Source organism: Planococcus sp. RAB007_Raresut (assembly GCF_057369535.1).
Genome location: NZ_JBXYIF010000001.1, coordinates 134,111 through 151,269 on the forward strand (window position 1 = coordinate 134,111; position 17,159 = coordinate 151,269).

Consider the following 17,159-nt stretch of genomic DNA (forward strand, 5'->3'; position numbering starts at 1 on the left):
TTGAGCATAGAAAAAGCAGAAACGGGAAATTCCGTTTCTGCTTTTTATTTGTTTGTTCCTGTTTTATTCAATTCATTGCCTAAAAATTGCAGTTGGGTGCCGATGGTGCAATTGCTGATACAGAAACGGTGTGCAGCGGTTTTACCTTCGTCTTTACGGATTTGCGTCCTGACGAAACAACCTTCACAGTAGGTATTCAACATTTCATCTATTTCGTTTATGATCGATAATTTATTCACACAGTCACCTCTTATAAAATTGCCGTTTCATCATTTTACTACTTGTTTGTTTTTTATTCCAACAATAGTTATACTGTCAAAGGATATTTTATTGTCCAAGCGGTTCGTGAACTCCCGCTTTACCAAAACTAAGGAGGAAAATAATTTGTTCAATGAATTTTTGGGCCTCGGATTTGTCGTGGCCAATTTTGCAATGCTGTTAATTATGTATAAGTTTTTTGGTAAAACCGGGTTGTTTGCCTGGGTTGCCATGTCGACGATCCTGGCAAATATCCAGGTGACCAAAACGATTGAAATCATCGGATTGACCGCCACCCTTGGAAACAGCCTCTATGCTTCCACCTTTCTCGCGACCGATATTCTCAACGAGAAGTACGGCAAAAAAGAAGCGAAAAAAGCAGTGTGGCTTGGATTTTCGGCTTTGCTGTTCATGGTTGTAGCGATGCAATTCGGACTCCAGTTCATCCCTGGAGAAAGCGATTTTGCCCACGGATCACTTGAAACAATCTTTGGTCTGGTGCCGCAAATTGCAGTTGCCAGTATGATTGCTTATTTGGCAAGCCAGCATATTGATGTGCTGATTTTCTCTGCTCTTCGGAAAATCTTTCCGAAAGACAGCCAATTCTGGATACGGAATAACGGCTCTACCCTGCTGAGCCAATTGATCGATACGCTGATTTTCACCAGCATCGCTTTTTATAACGTTTTTCCATTCGATGTATGGGTTCAAATCTTCATTTCGACATACGTGTTGAAATTTATCGTTTCCCTTCTCGATACCCCATTCGGTTATATCGCGAAAAAAATCACACCAAACGATGAAAAGCAGGTGTAGCTTATGATTGAAGTGTTTATCGATGCCGCCACAGCCGGCTCTCCAAAAGTCAGTGCCGTCGGCGTATTTATCCGCGGCGAAGGCCATTCGATCAAGCATAAAGAATTTGTCGGCGAAATGGATAATCATGTCGCAGAATTTACGGCTTTGGTAAAGGGGCTCGAACTTGCCGAGGAATTGACGTCGGAAATGGTCTCCATAAAATCCGATTCAAAAGTGGTCGTCGATGCATTTGAAAAAGAGTTTATCAAAAACCCTTTATATAAACCGCTCCTTAACGAGGCATTGGCCCGTTCCAAATCATTTTCATATTGTTTCATCAAATGGATTCCTGATTCCCAGAACCGGGCTGCCCATGATTTGGCAGGTACTGCCTTGCGCGCGAATAAAAAATAAAGCATGCATTCCTGTATCTTTATGGAATCACTCCCCAAGCATTAGCAGTTTCTGATAAGATAAAGAGAGTATGAGCTAATGGAGGAATATCATGAGAACAAAATTGGGGACTGCACTTGATATATTCATATTGGTCATTGGACCATGGATTATTTACACTCGCATTATTGAAATTATGGAAAGCGGACCAGCTGTTTATCCGATCATCTCGATTGTCATTGTGACGCTTGCCGTTATTTTTGCCATCTATAATTTATATATGCTGTTCAGTGGCAAACAGCAGGACAATTCTAGAAAGTAGTCTGGAAAGGTGATTTTGTGAATTCTGTACTTTTTTATATAATTCCGCTTCTCATTTATGCAATCGTCAATAATACCGTCGACAACCTTTATTGGCCGCATTTTTTACTGCTGCTGGCATCGTTCGTCGTCTTTCAGCTGGCGCGCGTAAGGTATCCAAAAGATAAAATCCCCACTACCGCCAAGGTCGCACAAGGCGCTTTTTATATCTTGACCGTGGCTTTCATCTTCCGCGATCAATTCCTGGAACCGTTGCTGATCAACGTGTTCCTTGGAATTACAATTGGTCTCGTCATCATCGAAATAATGCAGGGCAAAAAACAGGTTTCCAAGTGAAACCTGTTTTTTTGAAAATTAAATGCTAGAAAACCGATATTCCACAAAACAGAATAAAAGAAGGCAATAACTATGGCTGGCCAATCATTCAGAGGAATGAGTTTTCTTTAATGTAGTAAAAAATTCAAATTAAATCAGCAAAAAGCGCGGAGAAATTCTCCGCGCTTTTTTGGTTTAAGCTGTTTAGTCTGCTTTAAACCTCTTCTTCCTCTGTCTTTCTGGCTTGCTGGATGATAAAGAAGATGCCAAATGTTCCTGCCAGCATAGACGGCATGGATCCGGAGAACATATAAATCCATTGATCGGTAAACATGGAAATAATCATAAAAATCATTGGAAATCCGATTAATAAAAATAATGATACAAACAAGGTAATCTTCGACAAATTCCTCATATAGCACCTACTTTCCGGATTACAAGCAGCAATGCATTTACTTTATGAATTTCACCATTAAATCTTCATCAATGTATCTGTCCCCTGTTTTCATCGCATGAATCTCGGTTCCATATTTCTCAAAACCGTATCGCAGATAAAAATGCTTAGCCCGCAAATTATGGCTTGCGACCATCAAATCAAGCTGTTCCAGTCCTTCCCACATGTCAGCGTACTCCATCAATTTCTTCATAAGGTCATTGGCTGCGCCAGTGCCCCGGTAGGCGGGACTTACATAAACGGCTACGATGGAAGCTCTGTGGTTCATCTTGGGTACAGTGTTTCGCGCCAGTGTCATGTTCCCGATCAATTTTCCGGCTTCGTATGCGCCAAAGGTTACGGAATGCTCCGAAGCCAATTGAGAACGCGTTTTTTCAATCGGTTTATTTAAGGCGTCTTCGTATAAAACGGCAAAGGCATCTGGCGTATCCAGCAATGCTTCCAGCCTGAGAATATTATATGCCTCTGCTTCATTGGGTGTGACGATTCTGATTTCCATAGCTATTTACATCCTTCTTATATGAATTTCTGGTTGACTTTTCCTTTGCCTTCGCGAAATTCAACTTCAGCGTAAGACCCATTGACAAAGATAATCTGTGGTGGCATATGGCCGCAATCCACATCATAGAGGACAGGGATGCCTAGCTCGTTTTCCAAATCCCTATACATTTTCTCTGCTGTGTAACCTTCGGTCGGATGGTTTGCGGCGCTTCTGCCAAAAAGAATGCCTGCACAATTTTCAAACCAGCCCGCATATTTCAGCTGAGTCAAAGAACGCTTTAAATCCGCTATCGACATTTCACAATTCTCGAGATACCAGATGACCGGTTCACCAGGAATATGCTGTTGTCGGAACTCGTTAACATTGCCGTAAGGAGTACCCGCAAGATGGTGGATAACGTCAATGCATCCTCCCAGCAGCCTGCCTTCAAATTTCTTTTCATTCCCCGAAACTGCCTTCCATTCCGTCTTCTCAGTCAAATGGAATACCATTGGGGATGGGTTTTCATGATCCCAGCTCTTCTGGTATGACTCCGAAGATTGCTGATCGATTTCTTTCCCTCTTTCAGTTGATAGGACATCAATCCATCTAGCAGTTGTGTCATCTGTTTCCGGCCCGCGCAAATCAATGATATTGGTGCCATGGGCAGTTGCAATTCCAGTTTTCAAGGTTACTGCAAGAAGAAGCAGGCTAATGTCTGAATAGCCGAGAATCCATTTTGGAGTTATGCTGCCGAAGTCCACGTACTCGAGAATTTCGATGAGTAATTCGCCGCCCCAAGGTGGGATGATGGCATCGACCGCAGGATCATTCAACATTTCCATCAATTCCTGCGCCCTATCTAGTGCAGGTGCCGATTTTGCATTCTTCTGTGTCCAGGCGGTCTTACCGGCTTTTACCTGAAACCCTTTTTCCTGCTGCCGTCTGATGGTCTGCTCTAGAAGCGGATGAAGCTCTCTGTCCACTCCGGATGAAGGAGCGGTTACACCAATCGTTTTAATATCATTCGAAGGATATCGAATCATTTAAACTCCCCCTTCCTTATTACTTTTCAAATCTTCAAGTCATGGTCAGTAATGCGAGAAGCATGGCGCATAAGATGACGCCGCCGAGTAAAAATAAAAAAGCATGCACTAGAAAATCGAGAAATTTATTGCCTTCACGGTCAAGCGGCTTGGCATCCATATTAGCTACGCCGTAGGACAATCCGGTTTCTTTATAATGCTGTTTTGTTTTCCGGAATTCCTTTCTGCTTTTCCTTGGCTCCATAAAACCCCTCCTCAATCATTAAATGTATATAAGATATGTGATATTCTTCATTATACTAAACTTAAATTGATATGAAAGACCTACTTTCTAATAATTCCGAAAAATTGATCAGAAAAATAATATTTGTATCCAAATAGTTTCAGAAACCACATTTTTTCATTAAAAAAAGAATCCCGGCAAGGGACTCTTTTTTTAAGCTTGAACTTGTTGAGTTGATTTGAAGCTTTTAATCCCGAGAACAGCCTGGAAAATTCCAGCCACTGTACATAGAATAATTGCCGCATAGCCTAAGCCGGTGATCGGCTGCAGCATAAAAGTCCTGATGACAATCAGCAGAAGCATGGCAGCCAGCGCGAAATTTACGATATACGGTCTCTCATAAAATTTCTTTAATGCGAAAGCCGCAAATACTGCAACGATTACGATAGCCAAAGATATAACATTTCCCATTAGTACCCCTCATTCGTTAAAAGATTTTCTTAAATCTTACCATGTTTTCGGAACATTCGATATAGTCTTGGAAAACCTCTTGAAGATATTTAAGCGGCGTAATCTGAAGCTTCTGTAAATTTTGCATGAAAGCATTCATTTATTGCCAAAATACTTATATAGTAGAAAGTGACAGTCAGTAGAAAAGGAGAGGAAAATATGAATAACCATGAAATTGATTTCAAATTGTACGGCGATGATATGCAATTTGTAGAAGTCGAACTTGATCCGAATGAAACGGTGGTGGCAGAAGCAGGCGCACTGATGATGATGGAAGATGGCATTGCTATGGAAACAATTTTTGGAGATGGATCTGACAATGGGACTGGCGGCGGTGTTATGGGCAAGCTTCTTGGCGCCGGCAGAAGAATCATTACAGGAGAAAGCCTGTTCATGACCACCTTCACTAATAAGGGGAGCGGCAAACGGACCGTCTCTTTTGCATCCCCTTACCCGGGCAAAATTGTTCCCCTTGATCTAAGCAGACTCGGCGGCAAAGTGATTTGCCAAAAAGATGCTTTTCTTGCCGCCGCCAAAGGTGTCTCGATCGGAATTGAATTTCAGCGGAAACTTGGAACCGGCTTTTTTGGAGGAGAAGGATTCATCATGCAAAAACTCGAAGGCGATGGTATGGCCTTCATTCATGCGGGTGGCACCCTTTACCGGAAAAACCTCCAAAAAGGTGAAGTACTGAAGGTTGATACCGGCTGTCTGGTGGCGATGACCTCTGATGTCGATTACAATATCGAGATGGTTCCCGGTGTAAAAACTGCTTTGTTCGGCGGTGAGGGTTTATTTTTCGCAACTCTTAGAGGTCCTGGCAGCGTATGGGTCCAGTCTCTTCCCTTTAGCCGTCTTGCGAGCAAAGTATTTGCTGCAGCGCCACAAAACCCAGCTGGCCGTTCCAAAGGCGAGGGCAGTGCTGCAGGAGGTCTATTCGATTTATTGGGCGGAAGATAAAAATATTGAAAAAGGTCCCATATGCCAATTATTTGGCTTATGGGACCTTTTCGCTTAATTTTTTTGTTTTTTCATAATTTCAACGGCCTCATTGTATTTATCAAAATCAAATTCCAGGCTATTGGGCTTGTAGAAAAACAGGATCGAATCCTTTTCTCCATGAGCCAGTAAATGGGTAACGACCTCTTTCGGGCTATTCATGTTCACTCCAGCGTGATCGGCGTCCGCTAAAAGCGCCAGAATGTTCGGAGGGATATTAGACATCAACAAGCTCCTTTCAGTAAGTATATTTTATATATGCCATTTATTCGTAATTGCGTATGTCGGCTATCGTTTCCAAATCCCTGAAATCTTCCCGCTCAAAAAGGCGGATCAATTTTTCAGCCGTTTGTTCTGGTGTACTGAGCATTCCTTGTTCCTTATATTCTTTGAAGTTCTCAATCATTGGAAAATCTGATACTGAACTTTCACGGATTCTTCCTTGCATATCCGTATCGATGATGCCAGGCGCTATCGATATCGTTTTGATATCTTTGTATTCCTTTTCAATGCATAAACTGAAATGGTCTAGTCCCGCTTTGCCGGCACAATAGGCACTCCATCCTTCGTAAGCATGTCTGGCGGCGCCTGAAGAGATGTTGACAATTCTTTTTTCTACTGCAAAATCAGCAGCCTGAGCGATGAAGGCGCCACTCGCTGCCATTGGCGCAGTCAGGTTCAAAGCGATGCTATTGCTGATTTCGTCTGCATGATTGCTTCCTGCAAAGCCGATGGGCGAAATCGTCCCCGCGTTATTGATGAGTGTTATGCTGCCGACGTCCTCAGAAATAAAACTGAAAATTTTTTCTATCAACTCAGGAATTTGTGATGTTTGCAATAAATCAAATTCAAAAGACTTGGTTCCCGTCCAGTTTTCCGTAAAAGACCGGGCAATCCCGTAAATTTGATGCCCTTTTTCGCTCAGTTGTTCACTAAGAGCAAGACCTATGCCTTTAGAGGCGCCGGTAATGATGTATGCCCCCATCGTCATTCCCCTTTCTTAAACATGATTTCTCCCGCTACAATCGTCAGTTCGACTTGCGCTTCGAGTATTTGCTCTTCATTTCCTTCAAATAGGTCGCGGTCGAAAACACTGAAATCGGCATCGTAGTTTTCAGCAAGTATACCCCTTGAATCTTCTTTACAAATGGCAGCCGCGCTGCCGCTGGTATAAAGCTGAATGGCTTCAAAACGGCTCAGCTTTTCTTCCGGCATATATCCTTCGTGAGTTTCATACGGTTTGCGTCTTGTTACAGCAGCATAGATCCCCTGCTTGGGATCCACTTCTTCAATCGGAGCATCTGACCCTCCCGCACAAATCAACCCGCGGTCGAGCAGTTTTTTCCATGTATAGGACCATTCCAGACGATCTTCTCCCAGCCGTTCAACGACCCACGGGAAATCCGAAGTCACGAAACTTGGCTGAAGATCAAGAATCGCATCTATTTTTTCCATGCGGTCAACCAGATCTTCCCGAAGAACCATGCTGTGGATCAAACGGTCCCGCTTCCCTTTCGAAACCGGGTGAGCTTCAATCGCATCGAGGGCTTTCTCCATTCCCAAATCACCAATTACATGGATGGCTATCGCCTCACCGTGTTTGCGCGCAACTGACACCAGCCGTTTCAATTCGTCATCCGAATGGATGGCAACCCCGCTGGTGGAGGGGTCATCATTATATGGTTTGCTTAAAAGAGCTGTGCGGCCGCCAATGGATCCGTCAGCAAATATCTTCATCGGACCCGGATCTACAAATGGCTCCACGTATGTGGCATTTTCCATCATTTCTTCGAAAGCGCTGTGAGCACGCAATAAGTGTGCGCGGAATTTCGTTTCGCCGCCCAATACATTCTTGAATGCCTGCAATGGTTTTGAATAATGGCCGTAATAGCCCATATCTTCCGTGTGTGCGCCTGTCAGTCCCAACGCCAACAGATCATCGACAGAGGTCTGTAACGCTTTCGTTAAGTACTCCACACTCACTGGGGGTACAACATTCGCTACAAGATCCTGAGCCGCGTCCAATAGATAGCCTGTCGGCTCGCCATCTGCGTCGCGCACAATCAGTCCGCCTTCCGGGTCTGGTGAATCTTTCGTTATGCCTGCGAGCGCGAGCGCGCTGGAGTTTGCAAGGATGGCATGCCTGCATACACGTTTCAACAGCATCGGAGACGTTGATATTTCATCCAGCTCCAATCGGTGAAAGATTTTGCGGTCGGGGAAATTATTCTCGTTCCACCCTTCTCCGATAAACCAGTCATCTGCCGCCAGACCATCCGTAGATTCAACCAGCTGCTGTTTCATGTCTTCCGAAGAATCGATTTTCGAAAGGTCTACACGGAGCAATTTTTCACCATGTCCAATCATGTGCATATGGCTGTCGACAAATCCGGGATAAAGTACTTTTCCTTTCAGGTCGATTTCCTGATCAGCCTTGTCTTTCAATTCCTTCAGTGAACCCATTGCTTCTATTTTACCGTCAGAAACGAGAACAGCTTCCACTGTTTCACCTTCTGCCGCCATAGTATAAATTATGCCGCCATGCCATACCGTCTTCATGAACTCACTCCTTTTCTCTCATTCATCATAAGTTGAATTCACAGGATATTCAATAAATCCCTCATCATTTTTTTGAAATATCCCTATTGAACCGCCAGACACTTATGAGTTGGCACGATATGTTATAATGATTCCATATTTGGAAAGCAGAGGTGAACCTCCTATCAAGGGAGGATTAATTGGACAGTTTACTTATCTTGAATTTATTCATCATGTCGCTGTTAATAGCGATGACAGCACTATTTGTGGCAGCGGAATTCGCCATTATCAAAGTCCGTGTTTCCCGCATCGATCAATTGATTTCAGAGGGCAATAGGAGCGCGGCGATCACTAAAAGAATCATTGATAATCTGGATTATTATCTATCAGCGTGCCAGCTTGGAATCACTGTTTCTGCCCTCGGCCTCGGCTGGCTGGGTGAACCTGTGATTGAACAATTGCTGCGTCCGCTGTTTGAAACGCTGAATGTCAACGAACCCGTCACCACGATTTTTTCATTTGGTGTGGCATTTGCAATCATTACATTCTTCCATGTTGTGATTGGTGAAATGGCTCCCAAGACGATGGCGATCCAAAACGCTGAGAACATCGCTTTAAAAGTTGCATGGCCGCTTTATTTATTTGGCCGCTTAATGGAACCCGCGATCCGCCTGATGCATGGCGCTTCAAAAGGGCTGTTGAGTATGGCCGGCATCAAAACCGTCGGTTATGAGCAGGCTCATTCCGAAGAAGACCTGAAAATCATTATGACCCAAAGTTATAACAGCGGTGAAATCAATCAAACGGAACTTTCGTATATGCAGAATATTTTTTCCTTCGATGAAAGAATGGCGAAAGATATTATGATTCCCCGTACGCAAATGGAAACCATTTCTATGGAAATGGATCATGGCGACTTGATGGAAATTGTACGTGAGCATCAATACACCCGCTATCCAGTAACGGAGCAGGGAGACAAAGACGATATTATCGGTTTTATCAATGTCAAGGAAATGCTGACGAATTATACACAGGAAAAAGATTTGAAAAAGAGTATTGCGATGCATGACATCCCATTCGTGCATGATATGGCGCCGATCCAGGATGTACTGGTGAAAATGCAGAAAGAGCATGTCCATATGGCGATTGTGGTTGATGAATACGGCGGAACTGCCGGTGTCATTACTATGGAAGATATACTCGAAGAAATTGTCGGGGAAATCCGTGATGAGTTTGATGAAGATGAACGGGACGAGATAAAGGTTCTTGATGCTAATCGCTATCTGCTGAACGGCCGTGTGCTGTTATCTGATCTTGAAGATCGCTTCGCGTTGAATTTTTATGACAGTGAAGATGTTGACACCATCGGAGGATGGGTGCAGATGATGAATACGGAAATTACCGAAGGCGGCAAGGTTGAACTTCCGGGCCATACCATAACGGTGCGGGAAATGGAAAATCATCAGATTATCCGCTTGCTGCTGGTGAAGCATGAGTAAATTGGTGACATGAATATTCTTCAATTATAAAAGGGGTACCGGATATTTTTCCGGTACCCCTTAAGTTTGTCGAGAAACTGCCGATTTCTTCAATCATTGCGCTCTAGGCGGAAGCTTTCCGCGGGGAGCGGCCTGAGCCTCCTCGTTCGCTTCGCTCTCTGCGGAGTCTCAGGACTCGCTCTTTTTCCCGCAGGAGTCACCGCCTAGCGCTTCATTCTGGATTCATGCAGAATCATTATGAACATCTTTCTATATTATATAAACCTATTAAGCTACTCCATTTAGAGAAGGCTAACAGAGATATGGAGCAAAACAGCGAAGACTCCCAGGTGACTAAGCGAAGTGCTGAGATCCACTCGGGCAAAGTGGAACGAGCACGAGTTAGCTCAGCGCGAGCCACCAGGAAAGCGGAGCTGTTTTGCGGAATATCGGTTTCCTGGCTTTCTTTCTCAAAAAGCTGAAGGGGTACCGGATTTCTTCCGGTACCCCTTTTTCGAAATTCCTACTTGCTTTACTTCTTGTCCTGCAGCAGGGATTTTTCGTATTCAAATTTCTTCATCAGCATTTCCCCGCTGTATCCTTCTTCGATCAACTTGGCTAGAATTTCGCGGGTATCTTCATCCGCGGCTTCAGGATGTTCCTCCCGGTCAATTTCCACTTCGTTTTCCGGATCAGTTATCCAGTCGGAATAGCTGCCTGTGTAAAGACGCAGTGATTCATAGCCTTTTTCCGCAAGCATTGCGTATAAAGGAGCTGCCGTAACTCCACTTCCGCAATAAACAACTACAGGTTCGTTGGGCTGAATTACGGAAGAGAAGTCCACGTCGGTATCCAGTTTGCCGTGGTGAACCAGCTGGCTCCAGTCAAAATTATGCGCCCCCGGGATTCTTCCGGCTACCCGGTCCAGTGGTTCTTCGGTTCCCGAATAGCGCTCAGGAGATCTTGCATCAAGAAGTATACCCAGTTCTTCGCCTTTAATCACATTTTTAACGTATTGACGGTCAGCGTAAATTTCGCTGTTAAATTCAGGCACATAGTTTGAAGGAGATAGTTCAAGGATTTCTTGCGATACTGCCGCTCCTTTTTCTTTCATTTCTGAAAAGCCCATTTTGCTGATAAAGACATTTTCAAAACCGCAATATTTCAATAACCACCAAGCTCTTGCTGCAAAAGGTGCGCCTCCTTGATCGTAGACGACAATATGATCGTCAGATGTGAGTCCACTTGCACGAATCAATTCCGTCAATTTTTCATGAGAAGGCATCGGGTGCCGGCCGGCCTCAGATAACATGTCACTCATATCTTTTTCCAGATCCCAGTAGATGGCACCTTTAATGTGCTCCTGCTGATAGAGAGTTTTCCCCATTTCAGGTTTCCCAAGTTCATACCGGGTATCAATCCAGCGATATTTATCCGTTTCCAATGTTTCGATGAAAACTTTCATCTCCTACACCCTTTCGCTTATCAAATTTGTATAAATTTCTTTCCATTGAGCCAATTTTTCTTCTTGCTGCAATAAGGTCCGTTCTGAGTCGATTTGATCAGTGCCCTGCCGGATAATATGCTGCCTCAACCCTTCAGCCTCCTGCTCGATCCAGAACTCTGCCCATTCGGATAATTTCCGCTTCTCTTTCTCGAGATAAACACTGGCGTCCGGTTCCATTAATGCCTGCAATGCATCACGCAATTTTTCTTTTTCATTTTTCTCAAAAAAGCTTTTGTTGTTTCGATAATAAGACTTTACAGAAGAATAATCTGTGCCTGTAAATGCCTTATCAGGTTCAAGCATCGACGCTTCTGCAACTTCATAAGGCGTGAAAGAAAAATCAGGATTTTGTCCCCGCAGTTTATCTGTTTCATCCCGGAAACGGTTTTCAATATTTTTCGTGATTCGCTGAGCGAGACGGAAATTAGTAACCCTTATTTCCTGTTCGAAATCAAAGGCAGTCATTTCAACCAGTTCATGCAAAGCTGTGTTTATAGCTTGCTGTGCCGATTTTCCAGCAAATAATGATGGATTGAATGATTCCTTGAAAAAATCATTAAATCGGTAGAACACGCGCTGATTTACATAATATAATAACTCACTAAGTTCCTGAATCGCATCTTTGATCATAACCGGTGCAGGTGAATCCGCGAATTGTTTGCGGAGCTGCTGTTCCAAAATCTTGAGTTCCGCCAACCGCTCCTCTTTACGGGACATATTGGCATCGGTATGTTCAATCAGGGATTGGAAACGGGCAACCGTTTTTTGCTCTTCTTCAGCAAGTGATTGGACAGCCATCCCTTTCAATTCATCTTTCAGGAAGTGCTGGAAAGCATCTTCGAATTCCGGCATTCCTGATTGCTGGCGATTTTTCAGCGCCTGAAGGCTGGAAACACCGAATAATCGAGGAAATCTGATGCCGAATCGCTGCAGTTCCTCTCTTACATAATTCTCAACCGATTCCTGTTCTTCTTTGTTTTGAGCTAAATCGATGGCATTTACAACAAAAAACATTTTATCCATTTCGAAAGCGTCTTTTACACGTCCAAGTTGAATCAGGAATTCTCTGTCTGCTCTTGCAAACGCGTGATTATAATAAGTAATGAACAAAATAGCATCCGCATTCCGGATATATTCAAACGCTACATTCGTGTGGCGGGCATTAATCGAGTCCGCACCAGGCGTATCGACTAATGTAACACCGCTCCTTGTTAATTCGCAATCATAATAAAAATCGATTTCATCCACAAAGCAGCTGCGTTCTTCTTTAGCAACATATAAACCGAACTCTCCCCGGTCGGTCCTGATGGTTTCTCCGAGACGGTCTTTAAAATTGCGATAACCAGCTTTGAACGCTTCAATAAAGGATTTGTGCACTTGCTGCTCGGTTCCGCCAGCTTCCGGAAGTTCGTCAGCTTTTCGGTAAGCATCATCCAATGTCTGAACTTTAACACCAAATATCTCAAAGGAATTGCGTACATCTTCCGTCATTTCCTGAACGGTCTTCAAACGGACATCGGCCGTTTCGTGAGGATGATTTTCACTTACTGGACGGATGCGGTTGATCGTCGCTGTCGTCGGATTAGGAGAGACAGGCAAGACAGTTTCTCCCATCAGCGCATTTGAAAATGAAGATTTTCCTGCGCTGAATGCACCGAATAATGCTATGGTGAATTCCTGTCCTTCCAGTCTGGATGCTTTTCTTTTCAGGTAATCGGCTGTTTCTTCAAAACCTCTGATGGGTCCAAGAGCTGAAGCTGTACTTAAAGCACGTTTCAGTACAAAATCCTCATCATGCTGATTGATATCCAAAGATTGCGCAGGCGGCTGTTCTTCCTCTCTTTGGGCAGCTTCTTTATCGGCTAGCATCGATGGATCAAACTCGATCATCTCATCTGTGGATGCCTGGAATTCTTTGCGCCAATCCTCTAATAGAGTTTCCGCGGAAACCTTTTGGTTCGGCAGCATGGCAGAATATGCGCGCTCCACTTTTTCTATTCTTTCATCCATTTCTTCCAGCGTTCTGATGGCGAGCAATTTCTGGTTCAGTGTTTCGGCTTTCATGCCGATTTCTGTGCCTGCATCTTCAGAAAGCGATTCAAATTTCTCTTTCTGGGCATTTTTCCAACTTTCAGTTTCTTTTATAAACCACCGCTGAATGGCGACACTTAAACTATTGGCAAAGTTAAGTACCGTATCTCCTGTAATCAGGACACCTTTTGGCATTTGATCCTCAACGACCGAAAACGGCACTTCGAGTTCCATATCATCGATTGCCAAGGAATCGGCATCAGTCAATAAAGCCGCATCTTTCAAAGCGGATTTCATCAATCTTTTCAAATGGACTGTAATTTGCGACGGAATCACTGTTCCAAGTTTTTCTTTGACATCGTCCCTGCGGGCATCACGTTCCGCTTCCGTCTTTTTGCCGCTGAACAGCATTCCCACTTTGAAATCGGGTTGCATGGATTCAAGATAAAGCGTTAAGGAATTGCGCAGTTCATAGGGCATGATATTGGCATTTTCAAGCATTTCTTTACGGTTCTTTTCGAAATCGCCTTTCCAGCTTTCAAAATCCTGTACGGATAAACGCCGCTCCACTTTATTCGTTTCAGCTTTAACTTCTTCCCGCATTTCCCATTCTTCCGGACTCAGTACATTCGAAAAAGACTCCAGCCTCTCCATTTTCTCATCTTCCAAAAAATCAAGATGTTCATCTTTCAGTTGAGAAAGCGCGGATTCCGCAGCTTTGCCGACATTGCCTTCCCAGCCTTCCATTGAAGAAGAGACGAGGCTTTTCACTGCTTCAAAATCATTGCCTTCCATTTTAAAATCACGCAATGAAGTGAAAAATATTCCTTTTGGTTCAACACCCCATGCAGAAAAAGAGTCTGCTACGGATTTTTTAAATGCGGGAAAATCCAATTCGCTGTCCTGATGCTTGTCGATTTGATTGACGATCAAGTAAAGGTCTGTGTATTTTTGCAGTTCTTTCGTGAAGTTGAAATTCAGTTCGGATTGCACATGGTTATAATCCATTACATAAAAAACCATGTCCGCGATATGAAGTGCAGATTCAGTGGAAATCCTATGGGCGTCATCTGTTGAATCCACTCCCGGAGTATCCATGACGCTTACACCGTCCGGCAAAACTGAATCTTTATGGCCGATGTCAATCTGAGTGACATCGCCGCTTTTGCAATATTGCTTAACGGCTTCAAAATCATAATTCTCAGGAAAATAAACCGGTTTCCCTTCTGTTTTGTTGACAATCGCAAAATCCGAATCCGCTTTGTGCACATTCACGATATTGGCACTGGTCGGTATCGGACTTGATGGCAATAAAGTTTCGCCAGTCAATGCGTTGATCATGGATGATTTTCCCGAAGAAAAATGTCCCGCAAAACCGATGATGAACTGATTTTTCAATATTTTCTTTCCGAACAATTTCGCTTTCGCTGCACGGTCAGTGTCGTCATTCTCTTCAAAGATGCGGTGCAGCCGCGCAGTTTCTATTAATTCATTATGATGGTCCAAAGCTGTCATATTCCGGTATCCCCTTCATTTTATACTCCTTTTATCATACCATTTATCGCGATAAACGAAAAACATCCCCTCCATTTAAGGAGAGGATGTGTTTGAATTTCCATTTACTGAAGTCATTTCACTCTGAGCGGGCGCCTCCGCTGCTACGTCGCAATGAGATGGTCTAAGTTACGTTTGGCTAATTCAAGCTGTCGAGAAACCGGAAACTTCTATAATCATTCCGTTTTAGACGGATGCTTTCCGCGGGGAGCGGCCTAAGCCTCCTCATCGCTTCGCTCTTGCGGGGTCTTAGGACACGCTCTTGCTCCCGCAGGAGTCACCGTCTGTCACTTCATTCTAATGATGTATCGGAATAAAGCATCCACTTCTATACTAGAAACAAGTTGATGCGAATACCTTATATAGAAAGTGATCTAAAGATATGGAGCAAAACAGCGAAGACTCCCAGGTGACCAAGCGAAGTGCTGAGATCCACTCGGGCGAAGTGGAACAAGACCGAGTTAGCTCAGCGCGAGCCACCAGGAAAGCGGAGCTGTTTTGCGGAATATCGGTTTCTAATCTTTCTCTCTCGATAGCAATAGATATCTCATTTTACCTTTGAACTATCTATTGCTTGTCGGGGCAGAACGGGCGCTTCCGCTTTTCTCTGTCCAGTCTCCAACAGCCAACTCTTCGGTCATAAGTCAGCCCAGCTGCGTGGCATAAAGCGCCACCTCACCAAATCATCTAAAATCTTATTGCTCCTGCATCGCTGCGCTGCTTCGTCGCAAAGAGATGGCTCAAATTCCATTTGAGCCATCTCTTGCCTGTCAGAGCTGAACGGCTGTTTCCGCTTTTCTTAAGAAAACCCATGTATCGACATGCCTCCGTCTACAAACAGCGTCTGGCCCGTTATATAGCTGGATGCTTCTGATGCCAGGAACACGACCGGCGTGGCAACTTCCGGAAGTTCACCGACGCGCTTCATCGGGGTCACAGCCAAAATCGAATCCAGATATTCTTTGTCGTTCAACAGTTTTTCCGTCAAAGGCGTCCGGAAATACCAAGGACCGATGGCATTGACACGAATATTCTTCTCGCCCCATTCCATTGCCATTACACGAGTCATCTGGATGATGGCTGCTTTTGATGCGGCATACACGACACCTGTTTTTAATGCCCGCTCACCGCCGACTGAACTGATATTGATGATCGAGCCGCCACTCTGCATTTTCTTTGCTGCTTCCTGTGAAAACATGAAAACGCTTTGGGCGTTAGTATCCATAATCTTATGCCATTCATCATCCGTCGCATCCATCAGCTTTGAACGGATGTTCATGCCTGCATTATTTACAAGAACGTCTATTGCGCCAAATCGTTCCATCGTATTTTCAACCACCCGGCGAATTTGGCTCCGGTCGGTTATATCAGCAACTGCATATTCTGTCCGGTCATTGCCGATCAGTTCCTTTACATTCTGCAAATCTGATTCCGTCCGTGCAACAAGCATAACGTTGGCGCCTGCTTCCGCTATTGCCAGCGCAATAGCCTGGCCGATCCCTTTACCCGCACCTGTCACAATTGCTGTTTTTCCTTCTAAACTGAATGACTTCAACATTTTATCGCCTCCGGCTCCTATTATAATCGAAAATTCCGGTAATTGTCCCGCCACGATTCAATTAGATGGGCAGAGGAAAAGATTCTTTCAGGAAAATAAAACGATTCTGTCACCCTTCAATCTTTACCAGCTGTTCTTTTTCGACATCAAAGCCGCCGATGCCATCCGGGTCTTTATTATATTGAATAATACCCATCGTTTTCTCATCGGCTTCAAATTCCTGAAATTCCTCATCAGCTAGAACTAAAAAAAAGTCTGCATACACACGGCCGTCACCAATAATGACGTTCCCCTCATAGTTCACCTGAACTGCCAAGCTGTCTAAATGGATGTTACTGTCAGCTTTTTTGGCAAAAAGAATCGCTTCGCCTTCTGCTATCTCGGGAAGTGATGGAACAGCTTCACTATCTTTGCCATCCTCCACTTCTCTCAGCAACTCCTTGTCGATCAGATATCGTGCAGAAGTTACATCCATGATCAGCAGCCGTTCTCCGTCAGCCTCCATAAGTTTTACCAAAAGTGAATCTTTTTCAATTTGGCCTTTATGCTCTTCTTTAAGCGAGGCCAAAACTTTTTCTTCATCCCCGTAAAGGATAATTCCATTTGCTTTGTCTAAAATATTGCAGCTTGACAAAATTATCGCCCCCGCACATAATGCCGTTATCCATAATGTGATTTTTTTCATGATCTTCTCT

Annotated in this window: 19 protein-coding genes; 6 read left to right on the top strand and 13 right to left on the bottom strand. The window is 44.0% G+C overall.

What is annotated here, in order from left to right:
- Window positions 1–44: 44 nt before the first annotated feature.
- Window positions 45–239: a zinc-finger domain-containing protein gene (locus AC2Q9J_RS00640; protein WP_499036423.1), complete on the bottom strand. Its 195-nt coding sequence runs from the start codon at window positions 237–239 to the stop codon at window positions 45–47.
- 145 nt (window positions 240–384) lie between these two features.
- Between AC2Q9J_RS00640 and AC2Q9J_RS00645 the strand changes: the two genes are divergently transcribed.
- The 4 genes from AC2Q9J_RS00645 to AC2Q9J_RS00660 all read left to right on the top strand — a co-directional run bounded on the left by AC2Q9J_RS00645 (window position 385) and on the right by AC2Q9J_RS00660 (window position 2,106).
- Window positions 385–1,074: a queuosine precursor transporter gene (locus tag AC2Q9J_RS00645; RefSeq protein WP_499036425.1), complete on the top strand. Its 690-nt coding sequence runs from the start codon at window positions 385–387 to the stop codon at window positions 1,072–1,074.
- A 3-nt stretch (window positions 1,075–1,077) separates the two neighbouring features.
- Window positions 1,078–1,470 (top strand): ribonuclease HI family protein, encoded by a 393-nt coding sequence (locus AC2Q9J_RS00650; RefSeq protein WP_499036426.1) that lies wholly within the window; start codon window positions 1,078–1,080, stop codon window positions 1,468–1,470.
- Window positions 1,471–1,561: 91 nt separating this feature from the next.
- Window positions 1,562–1,771 (top strand): hypothetical protein, encoded by a 210-nt coding sequence (locus AC2Q9J_RS00655; RefSeq protein WP_499036428.1) that lies wholly within the window; start codon window positions 1,562–1,564, stop codon window positions 1,769–1,771.
- Window positions 1,772–1,788: 17 nt separating this feature from the next.
- The gene (locus AC2Q9J_RS00660; protein ID WP_499036429.1) at window positions 1,789–2,106 is read left to right on the top strand and encodes a hypothetical protein; all 318 of its coding nucleotides are present in this window, start codon (window positions 1,789–1,791) and stop codon (window positions 2,104–2,106) included.
- Between the two features lie 193 nt (window positions 2,107–2,299).
- Here the strand turns inward: AC2Q9J_RS00660 and AC2Q9J_RS00665 are convergent, their stop codons facing one another.
- From AC2Q9J_RS00665 to AC2Q9J_RS00685, 5 genes are all read right to left on the bottom strand, one after another.
- Window positions 2,300–2,491 (bottom strand): hypothetical protein, encoded by a 192-nt coding sequence (locus tag AC2Q9J_RS00665; RefSeq protein ID WP_499036431.1) that lies wholly within the window; start codon window positions 2,489–2,491, stop codon window positions 2,300–2,302.
- Between the two features lie 46 nt (window positions 2,492–2,537).
- Window positions 2,538–3,038 (bottom strand): GNAT family N-acetyltransferase, encoded by a 501-nt coding sequence (locus AC2Q9J_RS00670; protein WP_499036434.1) that lies wholly within the window; start codon window positions 3,036–3,038, stop codon window positions 2,538–2,540.
- A gap of 17 nt (window positions 3,039–3,055) precedes the next feature.
- Complete coding sequence (locus AC2Q9J_RS00675; RefSeq protein WP_499036436.1) at window positions 3,056–4,066, bottom strand: S66 family peptidase; 1,011 nt, start codon at window positions 4,064–4,066, stop codon at window positions 3,056–3,058.
- A 34-nt stretch (window positions 4,067–4,100) separates the two neighbouring features.
- Entirely contained in the window at window positions 4,101–4,310 is a 210-nt protein-coding gene (locus AC2Q9J_RS00680) for a hypothetical protein (RefSeq protein WP_499036438.1), read from the bottom strand.
- A gap of 192 nt (window positions 4,311–4,502) precedes the next feature.
- Complete coding sequence (locus AC2Q9J_RS00685) at window positions 4,503–4,760, bottom strand: hypothetical protein (RefSeq protein ID WP_499036440.1); 258 nt, start codon at window positions 4,758–4,760, stop codon at window positions 4,503–4,505.
- Window positions 4,761–4,958: 198 nt separating this feature from the next.
- Here AC2Q9J_RS00685 and AC2Q9J_RS00690 point away from each other — a divergent pair, with 198 nt between their 5' ends.
- Window positions 4,959–5,759, top strand: a complete 801-nt coding sequence (locus tag AC2Q9J_RS00690; protein ID WP_499036442.1) for a TIGR00266 family protein — start codon at window positions 4,959–4,961, stop codon at window positions 5,757–5,759.
- Window positions 5,760–5,813: 54 nt separating this feature from the next.
- On the opposite strand, the gene AC2Q9J_RS00695 is transcribed toward AC2Q9J_RS00690, so the two are convergent.
- Genes AC2Q9J_RS00695 through AC2Q9J_RS00705 form a run of 3 tightly spaced genes read right to left on the bottom strand, consistent with a single transcriptional unit; the run spans window position 5,814 to window position 8,357 of the window.
- Window positions 5,814–6,023 carry a hypothetical protein gene (locus AC2Q9J_RS00695; protein ID WP_499036444.1) on the bottom strand — a complete coding sequence of 70 codons (210 nt, stop codon included), beginning with the start codon at window positions 6,021–6,023 and terminating at the stop codon, window positions 5,814–5,816.
- A gap of 40 nt (window positions 6,024–6,063) precedes the next feature.
- The gene (locus AC2Q9J_RS00700; RefSeq protein WP_499036446.1) at window positions 6,064–6,783 is read right to left on the bottom strand and encodes an SDR family NAD(P)-dependent oxidoreductase; all 720 of its coding nucleotides are present in this window, start codon (window positions 6,781–6,783) and stop codon (window positions 6,064–6,066) included.
- Window positions 6,784–6,785: 2 nt separating this feature from the next.
- Window positions 6,786–8,357: an amidohydrolase gene (locus AC2Q9J_RS00705; protein WP_499036448.1), complete on the bottom strand. Its 1,572-nt coding sequence runs from the start codon at window positions 8,355–8,357 to the stop codon at window positions 6,786–6,788.
- A 179-nt stretch (window positions 8,358–8,536) separates the two neighbouring features.
- On the opposite strand from AC2Q9J_RS00705, the gene AC2Q9J_RS00710 reads away from it, so the two are divergent.
- Window positions 8,537–9,835 (top strand): hemolysin family protein, encoded by a 1,299-nt coding sequence (locus tag AC2Q9J_RS00710; protein WP_499036450.1) that lies wholly within the window; start codon window positions 8,537–8,539, stop codon window positions 9,833–9,835.
- A 511-nt stretch (window positions 9,836–10,346) separates the two neighbouring features.
- Here AC2Q9J_RS00710 and AC2Q9J_RS00715 read toward each other — a convergent pair.
- From AC2Q9J_RS00715 to AC2Q9J_RS00730, 4 genes are all read right to left on the bottom strand, one after another.
- Window positions 10,347–11,279, bottom strand: coding sequence for a sulfurtransferase (locus AC2Q9J_RS00715; protein WP_499036452.1), 933 nt, complete (start codon window positions 11,277–11,279; stop codon window positions 10,347–10,349).
- A gap of 3 nt (window positions 11,280–11,282) precedes the next feature.
- Entirely contained in the window at window positions 11,283–14,867 is a 3,585-nt protein-coding gene (locus AC2Q9J_RS00720) for a dynamin family protein (RefSeq protein ID WP_499036453.1), read from the bottom strand.
- An 838-nt stretch (window positions 14,868–15,705) separates the two neighbouring features.
- Window positions 15,706–16,464, bottom strand: coding sequence for an SDR family NAD(P)-dependent oxidoreductase (locus AC2Q9J_RS00725; RefSeq protein ID WP_101802938.1), 759 nt, complete (start codon window positions 16,462–16,464; stop codon window positions 15,706–15,708).
- Window positions 16,465–16,573: 109 nt separating this feature from the next.
- The gene (locus AC2Q9J_RS00730; protein WP_499036456.1) at window positions 16,574–17,149 is read right to left on the bottom strand and encodes a lipoprotein BA_5634 family protein; all 576 of its coding nucleotides are present in this window, start codon (window positions 17,147–17,149) and stop codon (window positions 16,574–16,576) included.
- Window positions 17,150–17,159: the final 10 nt, after the last annotated feature.

Bases quoted from the DNA above. Each gene is read 5' to 3' on its own strand.
- AC2Q9J_RS00650 (WP_499036426.1), top strand. From the start codon at position 1,078: ATGATTGAAGTGTTTATCGATGCCGCCACAGCCGGCTCTCCAAAAGTC.
- AC2Q9J_RS00655 (WP_499036428.1), top strand. From the start codon at position 1,562: ATGAGAACAAAATTGGGGACTGCACTTGATATATTCATATTGGTCATT.
- AC2Q9J_RS00670 (WP_499036434.1), bottom strand. From the start codon at position 3,038: ATGGAAATCAGAATCGTCACACCCAATGAAGCAGAGGCATATAATATT.
- AC2Q9J_RS00675 (WP_499036436.1), bottom strand. From the start codon at position 4,066: ATGATTCGATATCCTTCGAATGATATTAAAACGATTGGTGTAACCGCT.
- AC2Q9J_RS00680 (WP_499036438.1), bottom strand. From the start codon at position 4,310: ATGGAGCCAAGGAAAAGCAGAAAGGAATTCCGGAAAACAAAACAGCAT.
- AC2Q9J_RS00685 (WP_499036440.1), bottom strand. From the start codon at position 4,760: ATGGGAAATGTTATATCTTTGGCTATCGTAATCGTTGCAGTATTTGCG.
- AC2Q9J_RS00690 (WP_499036442.1), top strand. From the start codon at position 4,959: ATGAATAACCATGAAATTGATTTCAAATTGTACGGCGATGATATGCAA.
- AC2Q9J_RS00695 (WP_499036444.1), bottom strand. From the start codon at position 6,023: ATGTCTAATATCCCTCCGAACATTCTGGCGCTTTTAGCGGACGCCGAT.
- AC2Q9J_RS00700 (WP_499036446.1), bottom strand. From the start codon at position 6,783: ATGGGGGCATACATCATTACCGGCGCCTCTAAAGGCATAGGTCTTGCT.
- AC2Q9J_RS00705 (WP_499036448.1), bottom strand. From the start codon at position 8,357: ATGAAGACGGTATGGCATGGCGGCATAATTTATACTATGGCGGCAGAA.
- AC2Q9J_RS00715 (WP_499036452.1), bottom strand. From the start codon at position 11,279: ATGAAAGTTTTCATCGAAACATTGGAAACGGATAAATATCGCTGGATT.
- AC2Q9J_RS00720 (WP_499036453.1), bottom strand. From the start codon at position 14,867: ATGACAGCTTTGGACCATCATAATGAATTAATAGAAACTGCGCGGCTG.
- AC2Q9J_RS00725 (WP_101802938.1), bottom strand. From the start codon at position 16,464: ATGTTGAAGTCATTCAGTTTAGAAGGAAAAACAGCAATTGTGACAGGT.
- AC2Q9J_RS00730 (WP_499036456.1), bottom strand. From the start codon at position 17,149: ATGAAAAAAATCACATTATGGATAACGGCATTATGTGCGGGGGCGATA.